Here is a 14426-nt window from a genome sequence, read left to right as displayed (position 1 = left end):
CCTACGTTCTGGCGAGCCACCCGTCGTCGGGCAGCGGGTGGCCGAACAACTGTGCGGCGTTGCGGTGGGTGATCCGGGCCGCGTCCTCCGCCGACAGGCCCGCGACGTTGCGCGCCACCACCTCCTGGGTGTCGGGCCACGTCGAGTCGGCGTGCGGGTAGTCGCTTTCGACCAGGACGCGGTCGGCCCCGATCGCGTCGAGCGCGCCGAACGCGTGCGGGTCGTCGATCGAGCAGAACCAGAAGTTGCGCCGCAGCACCTCGCTGGGCAGCAGGTCGCTCTTCCACGCGCCGCCCTCGTGGCCCGAAGCGGAGTGCGCCAGAACGTAATCTGCGCGGTCGCCGAGCATGGCCGCCCAGCCGAGACCGCCCTCGGCCAGCGTGATGTTGAGCCCCGGGAACCGCACCGGGATCCCCGACCACAGCATGTCCGCGCACGCGACCAGACCATTCACCGGGAACAGGGTGGTGATGGTTTCAAAAGGCGTGTCCGGGGCGGGGATTGGCGCCCACTGCGCGGAGCCGGTGTGCAGGCACACCACGGTGCCGGTCTCCTCGCAGGCGGCGAAGAACGGATCCCACACGCCGCTGTGCAGGCTTCCGACCCCGCATTGGGCCGGCAGCTCCGGGAAGCTCACCGCCTTGAAGCCGCGCGCCGCGTTGCGCCGGACCTCCTCGGGCGCGAGTTGGGGGTCGGCCAGCCACGGCAGCTGCAGCGGGATGATCCGGTCGGGGTAGGCGCCGGCCCACGCCTCGAGCTGCCAGTCGTTCCAGGCCCGCAGCGTGGCCAGGCCCAGCTCCAGGTCGTCACTCTTCCAGAAGACGGTGCCGGCGAACCCGGCGATCAGCGACGGGAAGTTCAGCGACGCCCAGATGCCGGCGAGGTCCATGTCGGCGATGCGGGCGTCGACATCCCAACAGCCGGGCCGCATTTCGTCGAACCGGGCGGCTTCCATGCTCCATTCCTCGCGGGGTCGTCCGATCACCGCGTTGAGGCCGATGTTGGGATACTCGCGGCCCTCGTAGCGCCACACCTGGCGCCCGTCGTCCGTCTCGACGACCCGCGGGGCGCGGTCGGACAGCGCCGCGGGCAGCCGGCCGATGAACAGATCGGGCGGCTCGATGACGTGGTCGTCCACCGAGATCACGACGTGCTGTCGCTGCCGGGGATCAGGGTCTGGCAGCAGCGCCATACCTGATGACTATCGTCGGATTTCCGGCGCTGTCAATGCTATCTATGCAATCAATATAAAGTTGACTGGGCGTGTGCCGACGGCTTTCCGTGGGAGTCCATGGCGGAGATTTCGCGGATCTGCGGCCACCAGCGCACACTCGAAGCCGTCAGCGCACACTCAACGCGCCCACCAGCGGAAGGAAACCCAAGCGATGGCCAAGACCCGTGCCGAAGCGGCGCAGTACGTCAAGGATGCCGGAGGGTTGAAGCTTGTCGTTTTCGGAGCCGACGGGCACGAGGTGGCGGCGATGTTCGTGCAAGGGTCGGTGACATACGACGAGGAGGCAGCGCGCTTTATCGCGGTTGCCGAGGACGGCCACACGGTCGGGGAACTGTTCGTGGACGAGATGGTCGGTTACGACGAGAGCATCGATGCGTTCGTCATCCGAACCGCGCGATAGCGATCAATGTCCCGGATCGAATTGGATCGGCAGTGCCACGGGACCGCTCAGTCCGTCGAGGGGCTTCCATGGGGCCGGACCGGTCCGTCGGGCGTTGGGCATGCGCCGGGTCATGATCGCCAGCGCTTCGGCCAGCTCGAGTCGGGCCAGGTTGGCGCCCAGGCAGTAGTGCATGCCGGCGCCGAACGTCTGCATCGGCGGTGCGCCTTCCCGGGTGATGTCGAGGCGGTCGGGTTCGTCGTACACGGCGGGATCGCGGTTCGCGGCGGCGGTGTTGGCGATGACCAGCGTGCCGGCCGGGATCATGAACCCGGCGATTTCGACGTCCTCCCGGGCGGTGCGCAGGGTCGCCGCCGCGATCGGTGAATGACGCATCGTCTCTTCGACCGCCTTGTTGGCGAGCTCGGGATTCTGGGCCAGCAGCTCCCACTGATCGGGGTGCTCGCACAGCGCCTGCACGGACGCCGCCAGCTGGTTGCGGGTGGTGTCGGTGCCGGCGACCAGCAGGCCGGCCGCCAGCATTCGGAGTTCGTCGGCGCTGAGGCGATCGCCGTCGTCCTCGGCCCGGATGAGCTCGGAGATCAGGTCGTCGGTGAGCCGGTGGCGCCGCTGGGCGACCATGTCGTCGATGTAGGCGTCGAGATCCTGCCATGCGGCCAGGATGGTCCGCTCGTGAGCGGCAACCTCCCAGCTGAACGCCTTGAAGACGTCGTCGGTCCAGTCCGAGAACAGCTGCCAATCCTCGGCCGGGGCGCCCAACAGTGCGCAGATGATCGGGATCGGATACTGCCGAGCGATGCCGGTGACGACCTCGCAGCGTCCCGTAGCGGCGTGGCGGTCCACCAGCTCGGTCATCACATCGACGATGGTCGTGCGCAGCCGTGCGGTGGCGCGCGGCGTGAAGGCTTGGGACACCAGTCGTCGCAGCCGTTGGTGCTCGGGCCCGTCGAGGCTGATCAAGCTGGTCGCGACGCGCTGCCACAACGGGCCGCTGGTGATGCCTTGGGAAGCCAGGAACATGCCTTGCGGCATCCGGAATCGGGGGTCGCGCAGCACGGTTTTGACCAGTTCATACGTCAGCAGCTCCGGCCCGTGCGGGCTGAGGGCGATCGGGGCCTGGCGTCGCGCTGCCCGGAGGATTTCGTGCGCCCCATCCAGGCTCTGGCAGTGCTCGTAGTTGATCCTCGGGAGGCCGGCATCGAACACGCTCGGGTAGCTCGGTGCATCAACCGTGATGGTCATGGTGGTCCCCAGAGGTCGGCGGTGAAGTGCTTTCACCACAAGCCTTGGCGGCGGGGGACCGCATCACACGCGTAGTGGACTACCTCAGTTTCGGTGCGTTCGGCGGTTGTGCAATCAGGGCTTTGAGCGTGAGCCCAGGGTGGGGATTCGGCGTATTCTCCGCCGCCAGTGCACACGGGAAGCCTTGACCGCACACTCGACGCGGCGCGTAGCCTGCCCCTATGCGAAGGACTTTCGTGGTTACGCTCGCGTTCGGGTTGCTGGTCGCGCTGTTCGGTCTGATCTGGGCGCTGCAGGGATTCGGGGTGCTCCTCGGTAGCCCGATGAGCAACACCACGACCTGGTCGATCATCGGGCCCATCACGGTGCTGGTCGGCCTCGCGATCGTGGTGTTCAGCTGGCGGAAGCTTTCGGCAAAGTAGTTCACGCCTGCACGACGGTGAAGTCCACTGTGTGCCAGCCGGTGGCGCCGTCCGGGACGCTGCCGACCTGGTCCGCCGTTTGGGTGGCTCCGGTGTTGTCGGTGGCGCGCACGGTGATGGTGTGCCTCCCAGGGCTTTTCGCTTGCCACGGAAATCGCCACAACCGCCACGTGTCGTTGGAATAACTGGCGCCCTGCTCGGCGGGCTGCCAGACCCCGTCGTCGATGAGGACCTCGACCGCCCGGACGCCGCGATTCTGCGCCCACGCGACACCGCCGAAGACCACGGGACCCGTGGGCACCTGCTGACCATCCTTCGGCACGTCGATGCGCGACTCGGTCTTGATGGGCGCGCGCGGCGCCCAGCCCTGCCGCGTCCAGTACGCCTTCGCCCTGTCGAAGCGGGTCAGCTCCACGTCGACGACCCACTTGGTCGCCGACACGTAGCCGTAGAGCCCGGGTACCACCAGCCGGGCCGGGTAGCCGTGCTCGATTGGCAGCGGCTGACCGTTCAGGCCCACCGCCAGCAGCGCGGCGCGGCCATCGGTGAGCGCCTGAACGGGCGTGCCCGCGGTGAACCCGTCAATCGACGTCGAGAGCACCATGTCGGCGTCCGCGTGCACCCCGGCCGCGGCGAGCAGATCGGCCACCCGGTAGCCGGTCCAGACACCGGTCGAAATCAGGTTTCCGCCAACGGGATTCGATACGCAGGTCAGCGTCGTCACCGTTTCGACGACGTCGAAGCGGGCCAGGTCGTCGAAGCTGTAGGTGGTTTCGCGGTCCACCATGCCGTGGATGCGCAGCCGCCAGTCGCCGTGGCTGAGCTGCGGAACGGTCAGTGCGGTGTCCACGCGGTAGAAGTCGGCGCTGGGCGTGATAAAGCTCGGCAGCGCAACGCCGTTCGGTTGCACGTCGGCGGGAATCGGTGGCGCCGGCGTGCGCGGGCGGGGAAGCGCAAAGCCGGTGCGGTCGGCGGCCACCGAATGCACCAACCGCGTGACGACCGCACCCGCCACGCCGCTGACCACCCCGAACCCGAGCAGCCCCAGCATGACCAGCCTGCGCCTGCCCGCGTCCGGGTCGTCGTCGGTGGCCCCGCCGTCCGACCCCGACCAGATCCGACGGCTCAGCAAACGAAGGGTCGCCACGCCGCAGGCGGCACCGACGAGCGTCGGGATCGTGTCGACGGCCGTCGTGCCCGGCCGTGACAAGACCGCGAGGCATCCGAGGACGCCCGCCACTGCGATCGTGACGCTCCCGACGGGGCGGCGCGCAGTCTCGAAGCTTCCCGCGATGGCGGCGATCGTGGCGATCGCCACGAGCACGACGACGGCCACGAAGGGCTTGTCCAGGGAGCCGAGGGTCTGAATCGCCCACTCTTTGACGGGCCCGGGCGTCACGTCGACGGCCACCGCGCCGATCGCGGCACGCGCGTCGGCCTGCGCGCCGAATGGGATGCCCACCAGCTGGGCGACCCCGAGCGAGACGGACGCGGCGGCGACGCCTGCGATCATCCGCTCGTTCGACGGGGCGACGGCCACTGAGCCACTCTACCCGCGTTCGCCGCCCGATTCGGAGGGCCGCAAACACCTTGCCGTGCAGGAAAACCGGTGACCCCGCCGCACGGCTAGCCTAGAAACAGCCGAGATACCCGCCTGGGCTTGCAGATATGAAAAAAGTGATTTAGCCTCCGACACCCTGGCCATCCGCATATCTTGGGCTTTTGTAGGCCCGGGGGACGCATGGGAGCGTAAGACTTGACCGCGATCCGCCGAACGATCCGTTCGTCGATTCCGGTCGTCTTGGCGAATGCGGGGCGCGGAGCGCTGCGGGCTCCGGATGTGTTCGGGCGCTTGGGGTTTGGTGACGCGTTATGACGCGCGCGACGGCGGCCGAACAGCTCGACAGCGAAAACCCGTGGCCGGGGCTCGAGTCGTTCGAGGAATACGGGAGCGCGTTCTTCCACGGGCGTGGCCACGAATCGACGACGCTGTTGAGCTGCGTTCTGGACGCTCCGATCACCCTGTTGTACGGACGGTCCGGCGTCGGCAAGACGTCGTTGCTGCGAGCGGGGCTGTTCCCGTTACTGCGCGACAACGACATTCTGCCGGTCTATGTGCGCTTTGACGTTGCGCCGGGCGCCGCACCGCTGAGTCGTCAATTGCGGCGATCACTGCTGGATTCGATTCAGGCCGAGGTGCCCGATCCGGTGCTGCCTGCGGAGGACGAATCCCTTTCGGAATATCTGCATCGCGACGACTTCGAGCTCCGCAGCGAGCGGGGCGAGCTACTGACGCCGGTGATCGTTGTCGACCAGTTCGAGGAACTCGTTACGCCCGCGCAGCGGGTTGCCGATCTCGTTCGGGAATTCCGGGATGAGCTCGGTGAGCTGGCCGAACGGAACGGCAGTTACAAGTTACTGATCTGCCTGCGGGAGGAATCCGTCGTCGATCTGGACGATTGGCGCCAGCTCATCCCGTCGCTCGGGCAGTCGCGGATGCGCCTGTTGCCGATGGGGACGAGCGAGGCGGTCGACGCGGTGCACAAGCCGGCCGAAGAGTTGATGTCCCGTTCGCTGGCGCGCCGGGTGGTGGGGATCGTCGCCGGCGAGGACCTGCACCGCGCCCGCGGCGTCCCGTTTGCCGACGTCGATCGTCCCGCCGACGACTTCGACGCCCTGGAGGTCGAACCCGCGCTGCTCAGCCTGTTCTGCCGCGAGCTCAACGAGGAGCGGAAGCGACGCGGCCAGAGCCACTTCGACGACCGGCTGGTCCAGGACGCCAGGCGAGACATCCTGTCGAACTACTACCTGTCGTGCGTGCGCGACCTTCCCCCGCGCGTCGCGCAGTTCATCGAGTCCGAGCTCATCACCGAGAAGGGATTCCGCGACAGCTATGTCCGCGAGGAAGCGGTGCCGTCGCGGCTGACCGAGGACGAACTGACGCGGCTGATCGGGTCGCGGCTGCTACGGCTGGAGGAACGCCACGGCGCGCAACGCATCGAACTGACGCATGATGTGCTCACCGACGCGGTTCGCGAACACCGGGACCGGCGGCGCACGGGAAAGACCAAGGCCGCCTTGGCATCCCGCGCCGACGGCCCGCAAGTCGGGCTCGAAGCCGCCCAGCGGCGCGCGGCTGCCCTACGAAAACGGTTACGGATCCTCGCTGCCGCGCTGGCGCTCACCGCCGTCGTCGCCCTCGTTGCCGTGATGCTCGGTCTGCAGGCCGTCCAAGCGCGACACGAGGCGCAGAGCCAGCTGCACCAGAAGCTGCTCACCCAGCGCCAGATTCTGATCGCCGAGGCGCAGGACATGCTGGCCGGCACCCAGCCCGGCGGGGACGCGCGGGCCTTCCAGCAGATCCTCGCCGCGCGCGCCCTGCTCACCCCCGCCGACGACGGCCCGCTCTACACCGCGGTGGCCCAACGAGCCAGCACCCTGAAAATCATCACCGGCCACACCGGCGCGGTGAACGGTGTGGCGTTCAGCCCCGACGGGCGCCGGCTTGCCAGCGTGGGCCTCGACAAAACGGTGCGCGTCTGGAACGCCGCGACCGGGCAACAGGTCGGCGCGCCGATGACCGGTCATCAGGACAACGTGATCGGGGTGGCGTTCAGCCCCGACGGGCGCCGGGTGGCTTCCGCGAGCATGGACAAGACCGTCCGGATCTGGGACGCCGACACGGGCCATCAGGTCGGCGCCCCCCTCCGCGGTCACACCGGTTCGGTGCTGGGCGTGGCGTTCAGCCCGGACGGGAACTGGCTGGCCACCGCGAGCAGCGATCGCACCGTGCAGCTGTGGGACGTCCGGACTGGCTACTCCCCGGGGCTCCGCCTCGTCGGTCACACGGGCTCTGTGGTCGGTGTGGCGTTCAGCCCGGACGGGCAGCGCCTGGCGACCGCGAGCGACGACCAGACGGTGCGCCTGTGGGACGCCCGGACCGGCCAACCGGTCGGCGCACCTCTCGTCGGCCACATCGGCCCGGTGCTGAGCGTCGCGTTCAGCCCCGACGGTCACCGGCTGGGTTCCGCGAGCATGGATACGACGGTCCGGATCTGGGATGCCGACACCGGTCAACCGGTGGGCGCGCCACTCACCGGTCACACCGGGCCGGTGCAAAGCGTCGCGTTCGACCCCGCCGGACACCGGTTGGCCAGCGCCAGCGCTGACCAGACCATGCGGCTGTGGGACGCCGACAACGGCCAGGACCGGGGCCCGTTGCTCGTCGGCCACAGCGGCATCGTCAACGGCGTGGTGTTCAGCCCCGACGGGCGCCGGCTGGCCACCGCCAGCAGCGACGCCACGGTCCGGCTGTGGGACGCCGGCCTGCCGTTCGGCGCACCGATGGTCGGCCACACCAGCAAAGTGAACAGTGTCGCGTTCAGCCCCGACGGGCACCGGTTGGCCTCGGCCAGCGACGACCAGACGGTGCGGTTCTGGGACCCCGGCACCGGCCAACCGGTGGGCGCGCCCCTGCGCGGCCACACCGGCAACGTGAACAGCGTGGCGTTCAGCCCCGACGGGCGGCGCGTCGCTTCGGCGGGCGATGACCAGACGGTGCGGCTGTGGGACGCCGGGACCGGCCAACCGGTGGGCGCGCCGCTGCGCGGCCACACCGGCCCCGTGCTCAGCGTGGCGTTCAGCCCCGACGGCCGCCAGTTGGCGTCGGCAGGCGACGACCAGACGGTGCGGCTGTGGGACACCGCGACCGGCAAATCGATCGCCCTCACCGGCCACACCCGCAGGGTGGACAGCGTGGTGTTCAGCCCCGACGGCCGCCGGCTGGCCTCGGCCAGTGTCGACCAGACGGTGCGGCTCTGGGATGCCGGCACCGGCCAATCGCTCGCCGTCCTCGCCGACCACGCCGGCCCGGTGTTCAGCGTGGCGTTCAGCCCGGACGGCCGCCGGCTGGCCACCGCGAGCGGCGACCAGACCGTGCGGCTGTGGGACGCGGGAACCGGACAACCGGTCGGCGACCCCCTCAGAGGAACCGGCGACACCGTGAACGCCGTGGCCTTCAGTCCCAACGGACGCCGGCTGGCCACCGCGGAAAGCGAAGGCACGCTGCAACTTTGGGACGCCACCACGGGTCAGCCGTTCGGCGCCTACCTCGAGGGCCACACGGGCCCGGTGCTCAGCGTGGCGTTCAGCCCCGACGGGCAACGGCTGGCCTCCGCGGGCGCCGACACCACGGTGCGGCTATGGCCGGCGGATGCGTCGCCGGAGATGCTGTGCGCCAAGCTGACCTCGAACATGAGCCGTCAGCAGTGGCGCGACTGGGTGTCGCCCGACATGGGCTACGTCAAGCTGTGCCCGGGACTGCCGATCGCGGGCAGTGGCTAACTCGGCACCGGATGGCGGACGAACGTCCGCGGCTGGGTGAACGCCCGGATCCCGTCGACGCCGAGTTCCCGGCCGAGCCCCGACTGCCCGCAGCCGCCGAACGGCAGGCGTGGGTCCTGCGCGGCCAGGCCATGGCAGTTGACGCTGACCGTGCCCGCGACGAGGCGGCTCGTGATCCGGTCGGCGAGCGCGTCGTCACCGGTCCACACCGACGCGGTGAGGCCGAATTCCGTTGCGTTGGCGGCGGTTACGGCGTCGTCGATGTCGTCGTAACCGAAGATCGGCAGCACCGGGCCGAACTGCTCCTCGGTGGCCAGCCGCGAATCGGCGGCGAGATCGGTGACGACGGTCGGCAGCACGAAGTAGCCACCCGAGTCGGCGTCGGCCTCGCGGATCCGCCCCGCGGTGCGCACCGACGCGCCCTGGGCCTCGGCGTCACCGACCAGGGCGGCGACCCTGTCGCGCCCGGCGGCGGTGTGCAGCGGACCGAGCGTGGTCTCGTCGGCGAGGCCGTCACCGATCACCTCGCGCTCGCCGCGGGCGAGCACCGCCTCGGCCAGCTCACCGACCTTGGCGGCGGGCACGTACAGCCGCTTGATCGCCATGCAGACCTGGCCGCCGGTGGTGTAGGTCGCCGTCACCAGGCGCTCCACCAGCTCGTCGGTGACCTCGATGTCCGGGGCGATGATCGCGGCGTCGTTGCCGCCGAGCTCGAGCAGCACCGGGGTGAGCCGCGCGGCGGCGGCCGCCATGACGGCGCGCCCGGTGGCGACGCCGCCGGTCAGCGAGATGAGGTCGATGCCCGGGTGGGTGACCAGCGCCTGCGCCAGCTCGCTGCCCGGTCCGGACAACACGTTCACGACGCCCGGCGGCAGCGCCGCGGCCACCGCCCCGGCCAGCTGCAGCGCCGCCAGCGGGCAGCTCGGCGGAACCTTGACGACGGCGGTGTTGCCCGCCGTCAGCGCCGACGCGAGCTTCGTCATCGTCAGCGCTAGCGGCCAGTTGAAAGGCAGCACCAGCGCGGCCACGCCGAACGGCTCTCGGTGCAGCCGAGCGTAAACGGAGCCCGGGTCGACCTGCTCGGGTGCCAGTGCCGCCTCGGCCATCGAGCCGATCAGCGCGGCGAGGCCCGGCCCGGTGCTGATCTCGAAGTTCGCCTCCGTGAGCACCTTGCCGTGCTCGCGGGTGTACAGCCGCGCGCCGTCGCGGGCGGCCAGCTGTTCGGCGGCCGTGGCCGCGGCGACCGAGATGGCGGCGACCCGCTCCGCGACCCCGAGCGCCCGCCATTCCGGCGCCGCCCGCTTCGCCGCCGACACCGCGGCGTCCAGTTGGGCACGGTCGGCGGCGGGCGCGTGGCCGACGATCTCGGCCGGCCGGGCCGGGTTGTGCAACGGGTAGGTTCCCGCGCCGCCTTCCTGCGGCTGGCCGCCGATGGTCAGGACCGAATCGGTCGCCGACGCTTGGTGGACCGTAGTTGTCATCGCCCGTCTCCCTTGACCCGGTGCGGTTGTCCAGCCATGGTAAGTCGCTATGACGCCGATCACATTTTTGGTCCGATGAAAGCGGTCGTGCTGCGCGAGGTCGGACGGCCCACGGCGGTGGAGCAGCTCGCGCTGCGGCCGCTGGCCGGCCACGAGGTCCGGGTGCGGCTGCACGCCAGCGGGGTGTGCCACAGCGATCTGTCGTTGCGCGACGGGGCGATACCGACGCTGCTGCCGTCGACGCTCGGGCACGAGGGCGCCGGGATCGTCGCCGAGGTGGGCGCCGACGTCACCGCCGTCAGCCCGGGGGACCACGTGGTGCTGACGTGGAACGTGCCCTGCCGCTCCTGCCCGCATTGCCTGCGCGGGGAGGCGCAGCTGTGTGTGCACGGCTACGACCACGCCTACGGCGGCCCGTACGCGGAGGGCGCCGGCGCGCCGGTGTGGCCGGGAATGGGCGTCGGGTCGCTGGCCGAGGAGACGCTGCTGCCGGCCGCGGCGGTGGTGCGGGTCGACGAGTCGCTGCCGCTCGACCTCGCGGCGCTGCTGGGCTGCGGCGTCACCACCGGGGTCGGCGCGGTGATGCGCACCGCGGCCGTGCGCCCGGGGGAGAGCGTGCTCGTAATTGGTTGTGGCGGTGTGGGTTTGGCCGCGATCCAGGGTGCGCGGCTGGCCGGTGCGGCGCCGATCATCGCCGCCGACCGGGCCGCCGGCCAGCTTCCGGCCGCGGTGGCCAACGGGGCAACCGACACCATCGACGCCAGCGACGCCGACGTCGTCGCCGCGGTGCGTGACCTCACCGGGGGCCTCGGGGTCGACCACGGGATCGAGGTGGTGGGCAAGCCCGCGACCATGCGTCTGGCCTACGAGGCCACCCGCCGCGGCGGCAAGGTGACCTTGGTGGGCGCCGCCGGCATCGCGGAGGAGGTGACGTTTCCCGCGCTGTCGTTGATGGCCGACGGCAAGGTGATCCAGGGCAGCGTCTACGGCGCCAGCGATCCGGCGCGCGACATCCCGGTGCTGGCCGCGCTGGCGCAGCGCGGCAAGCTCGATCTCGAAGCGTTGGTGACGCGGCGGATCGGCATCGACGACGTGGAGGCGGCGTTCACCGACATGTCCGCCGGGCGCGGCGCCCGCAGCGTGGTGTGCTTCGCGTAATCGTCAGGGCAACAACGTGATTGCCTGCTCCGGGCAGTTCTGCTCCCCGGTCTTGGCCTGCGCCTCGAGCTCGCCCGAGACCTCCTCGACGAGCACCACGCAGTGGCCCACGTCGTCGGCGTCGAAGACGTCGGGCGCCAACGTGTAGCAGCGGCCGTGTCCCGTGCAGCGGTCGGCGTCGACCGTGATGCGGGTCATGACGCCGGGAACACCAGCGGCAGCGACTCCACCGACCGCAGCGCGGCGGTATAGGTCAGCTGCGTGCCTGGCTTGACCTCGTAATTCGGGATGCGGCGGTGGAATTCGCGCAGCGCCACCCGCAGCTCCATGCGGGCGAGGTGGGACCCCAGGCAGCGGTGCGGGCCACCGCCAAAGGCGCGGTGCCGGTTCGGATTACGCGTGAAGTCCACGACCTCCGGATCGGGGAATTCGGCAGGGTCGGTGTTGGCCGCGCCGAGCAGCGGGCTGACCCGTTCGCCCTTGCTGATCGGGCATCCGCCCACCTCGGTGTCCTGGATGGCGACGCGCGCCACGCCCGGCACGGGCGTCTCCCAGCGCAACAGCTCCTCGATGGCGCTCGGCAGGATCTCGGGCCGCTCGACGAGCTGGCGACGGTGCTCGGGGTGGCGGGCCAGAAACACGAAAAAGCAGTCCAGGGAATCGGTTACGGTGTCGAGCCCGGCGATCAGGAACAGGATGCAGATGTCGAGCAGCTCCTCGCGCGTCAGCGGTTTGCCTTCCACGTTCGCCGCGATCATGGCGGACAGCACGTCGTCGCGCGGGCTGGCGATGTGGTCGTCGATGGCACGGTCGAAGTACTCGTAGATCTGTTGCGCCGTGGGAGCACCGGACTCGTGGCGGCGGTCGTAGCCGGAGTCGCCCGGCGGGCGGATGATGCCGTCCTTCCACTCCAGGAACTGGTCGAGGTCCTCCAGCGGCAGGCCGAGCAATTGCAGGAAGACGGTGCAGGGGAGGGGGACGGCGAACTCCTCGTGGAAGTCGCATTCGCCGCGACCGGCGAAGCGGTCGATCATCTCGTTGACCAGCTCGCTGACGCGGGGTTCGCGCCGGGCCATCTCCCGCGGGGTGAACAGCGGGTCGAGGACGCGGCGGTACTTCGCGTGATCGGGCGGGTCGATCTGTAGCGGGATCATCGGTCGGACGTTGCCGAGGTCGACGGCGTCCATGTTCGACGAGAACAACTCGGTGCGTTTGAGGGCCATCTCGATGTCGGCCAGACGACTGAGAACCCACGCCGTTGGCGAGCGGAACACCGGGGTGGTTTCGCGCAATGCCTTGTACATCGGCTGCGGGTCGGCGAGTCCCGCGAATGCCTGATCGACATACCCTTCGGTTTCTGTCATGAGGTTCAATGTGACACCAACTTCGCTATTTAGGCAATGATTAGGTAATTGCTGATATGCCCGAATGCCGCTGGTCAGCAGATTCTCCAGCGAGTACCGTGGACCGTCGCGGACGAGTTGGCCGGGCGGCCGCGGCTCGCATGTCGAGTCGAGGAAAGTCCGGACTTCACAGAGCAGGGTGATTGCTAACGGCAATCCGAGGTGACTCGCGGGAAAGTGCCACAGAAAACAAACCGCCACCCTCGCGGTGGTAAGGGTGAAACGGTGCGGTAAGAGCGCACCAGCATTCCGGGTGACCGGAGTGGCTAGGCAAACCCCACCCGAAGCAAGGCCAAGAAGGCCGCATCGAAAGGTGCGGCCGCGCAGGCGTTCGAGGGTTGCTCGCCCGAGCCTGCGGGTAGGCCGCTCGAGGCACCCGGCAACGGTGTGTCCAGATGGATGGTCGCCGCCCCGCCGCCGTTGCTTATGCCGCGGCGGCGGGGAACAGAATCCGGCTTACAGGCCAACTCGTCCGCCCACCGCTTCCGGCGGTCAGCGCACCGCCTTGGCGAGTTTGCGCAGCGCGTCGTCGAGTTGCTGGCGGCACCGTTCGGCGAGGTCGGCCTCCTGCTGGTACAGCAGCCCGTAGGTGAACGTGTCCTCGCCGGCGGTGTGCGCGGCCTCGGCCTGGTGGCCCAGGTGCTCGCGGCTGACGACACTGTCCTGGTGATCGCCCAGCAGCGTCTGGATGACCTTCGCCTGCTCGGACACCTGCGTGGCGCCGGTGGCCGCGGCGGTGTAGCGAAGTCGCTTGGCGCGCTTGCGAATTCGATGCAGAGCCAGGTCTCGTTCGTGCTCGTCGCCGGGTTCCACCTGGGCGGCGGCCTTCGCCGCCTTGCGGACCTTGCGGTAAGCCGCATCGAGGGTCACCGGCGCAGCCTCCTCGCCCGGAACCGCCGCGGGAGCTTCGGCCACCCAGGCCTCGAGGGCGTCGAGCAGCCGGAAGTATCGCTGCGAGCGCATCGCGATCAGCGACCGCCGCAACCCGGTCTGGTAGCGGCGGCGGGCCCCGTCGACGAGGCGTTCGCGGATGCGTCCGCGCACCAGCTCGGGCGGCAGCTTGTCCAACGCCTGCTGGTAGCGCTCGGCCAACACCTCGGCGTCGCGGGCCGCGCCCAGCACGTTGCCCAGCTCGCGGAGCTCGTCGAGGATCCACGCGTTCTCCGACAACCCGAACGAGTCACCGGAGTCGGCCAGCAGGCTGCGGATCTTGCGGATGGTCACCCGCATCTGGTGCACCGCGTCGTAGGCGTCGGCGCGCACCGCCCGATCCCACACCAGCAGCTCGCCGACCTGCTCGGCCACCGCCCGGTGCACCGGGTCGGCCGGCTCGGCCGCGCCGTCGGGACGCGCCGGCGTGCCGAGCACGCGGGCCAGCTTGGAGGCGTGACCGGCGGGCGCGGCACCGGCGTCCAGCAACCGGTTGCTCAACCGGCTCAGCAGCTCGGCGTCGGCCGCGCCGTTGCCCTCGGCGAGCTCGAGTTCCCACTCGCGCCACTCCTGTTCGGCGGGCTGCGCGTCGGGGTCGCCGGCCGCCCATGCGGTGACGTGGTCGTTGCTGAACTCGGCCAGCGCCGCCCCGTCCGCGCCGTAGAGGACCTGGGTCTCGCGTTCGGTGCTGATCCGGGCGACGGGTACGAGCGGGCGCTCCCGGACGATGGCCAGCACCACGTCCCGCAACTCGCCCGGCACGGTGTCGGGCTCTGAGGCGTCCAGCGGTGCGCGAACCTCGGTGCGCGCCTC

At 70.0% G+C, this 14426-nt stretch carries 11 protein-coding genes and 1 other RNA gene; 5 read left to right on the top strand and 7 right to left on the bottom strand.

Annotated features, from left to right (window positions below; all coding sequences use genetic code 11):
- Position 1: 1 nt before the first annotated feature.
- On the bottom strand, positions 2-1192 hold the full coding sequence (locus A5706_RS04120; protein ID WP_068127318.1) for an amidohydrolase family protein: 1191 nt from the start codon (positions 1190-1192) through the stop codon (positions 2-4).
- A gap of 193 nt (positions 1193-1385) precedes the next feature.
- Between A5706_RS04120 and A5706_RS04115 the strand changes: the two genes are divergently transcribed.
- Positions 1386-1634 (top strand): hypothetical protein, encoded by a 249-nt coding sequence (locus A5706_RS04115; RefSeq protein ID WP_068127316.1) that lies wholly within the window; start codon positions 1386-1388, stop codon positions 1632-1634.
- Between the two features lie 3 nt (positions 1635-1637).
- On the opposite strand, the gene A5706_RS04110 is transcribed toward A5706_RS04115, so the two are convergent.
- Positions 1638-2876 carry a cytochrome P450 gene (locus tag A5706_RS04110; RefSeq protein WP_068127315.1) on the bottom strand — a complete coding sequence of 413 codons (1239 nt, stop codon included), beginning with the start codon at positions 2874-2876 and terminating at the stop codon, positions 1638-1640.
- 221 nt (positions 2877-3097) lie between these two features.
- On the opposite strand from A5706_RS04110, the gene A5706_RS04105 reads away from it, so the two are divergent.
- Positions 3098-3298 carry a hypothetical protein gene (locus tag A5706_RS04105; RefSeq protein WP_068127313.1) on the top strand — a complete coding sequence of 67 codons (201 nt, stop codon included), beginning with the start codon at positions 3098-3100 and terminating at the stop codon, positions 3296-3298.
- 1 nt (position 3299) lies between these two features.
- Here the strand turns inward: A5706_RS04105 and A5706_RS04100 are convergent, their stop codons facing one another.
- A complete protein-coding gene (locus tag A5706_RS04100; protein ID WP_068127384.1) occupies positions 3300-4811 on the bottom strand; it encodes a molybdopterin-dependent oxidoreductase in 1512 nt (503 codons plus the stop codon).
- Positions 4812-5170: 359 nt separating this feature from the next.
- Here A5706_RS04100 and A5706_RS04095 point away from each other — a divergent pair, with 359 nt between their 5' ends.
- Positions 5171-8641: an AAA family ATPase gene (locus A5706_RS04095; RefSeq protein ID WP_068127311.1), complete on the top strand. Its 3471-nt coding sequence runs from the start codon at positions 5171-5173 to the stop codon at positions 8639-8641.
- Here A5706_RS04095 and A5706_RS04090 read toward each other — a convergent pair.
- On the bottom strand, positions 8638-10122 hold the full coding sequence (locus A5706_RS04090) for an aldehyde dehydrogenase family protein (protein WP_068127310.1): 1485 nt from the start codon (positions 10120-10122) through the stop codon (positions 8638-8640). The two genes, A5706_RS04095 and A5706_RS04090, sit on opposite strands and share 4 nt — an antisense overlap.
- Positions 10123-10197: 75 nt before the next feature.
- Between A5706_RS04090 and A5706_RS04085 the strand changes: the two genes are divergently transcribed.
- Positions 10198-11280: a zinc-binding dehydrogenase gene (locus tag A5706_RS04085; protein WP_068127382.1), complete on the top strand. Its 1083-nt coding sequence runs from the start codon at positions 10198-10200 to the stop codon at positions 11278-11280.
- A gap of 3 nt (positions 11281-11283) precedes the next feature.
- Here A5706_RS04085 and A5706_RS04080 read toward each other — a convergent pair whose 3' ends face one another.
- Complete coding sequence (locus tag A5706_RS04080) at positions 11284-11478, bottom strand: ferredoxin (protein WP_068127308.1); 195 nt, start codon at positions 11476-11478, stop codon at positions 11284-11286.
- Positions 11475-12644 carry a cytochrome P450 gene (locus A5706_RS04075; protein WP_068127307.1) on the bottom strand — a complete coding sequence of 390 codons (1170 nt, stop codon included), beginning with the start codon at positions 12642-12644 and terminating at the stop codon, positions 11475-11477. The genes A5706_RS04080 and A5706_RS04075 overlap by 4 nt, the downstream gene beginning before the upstream one ends.
- Before the next feature lie 113 nt (positions 12645-12757).
- Here A5706_RS04075 and rnpB point away from each other — a divergent pair.
- Positions 12758-13158: RNase P RNA component class A (rnpB, locus tag A5706_RS04070), an RNA gene on the top strand.
- A 17-nt stretch (positions 13159-13175) separates the two neighbouring features.
- Here rnpB and A5706_RS04065 read toward each other — a convergent pair.
- The coding region (locus A5706_RS04065) for a CYTH and CHAD domain-containing protein (RefSeq protein WP_068127304.1) at positions 13176-14426 on the bottom strand (1251 nt) is incomplete at its 5' end.

It is taken from the genome of Mycobacterium sp. E796 (assembly GCF_001672815.1).
Taxonomy (GTDB): Bacteria; Actinomycetota; Actinomycetes; order Mycobacteriales; family Mycobacteriaceae; genus Mycobacterium.
This window is presented reverse-complemented; position numbering and strand designations above follow the sequence as displayed.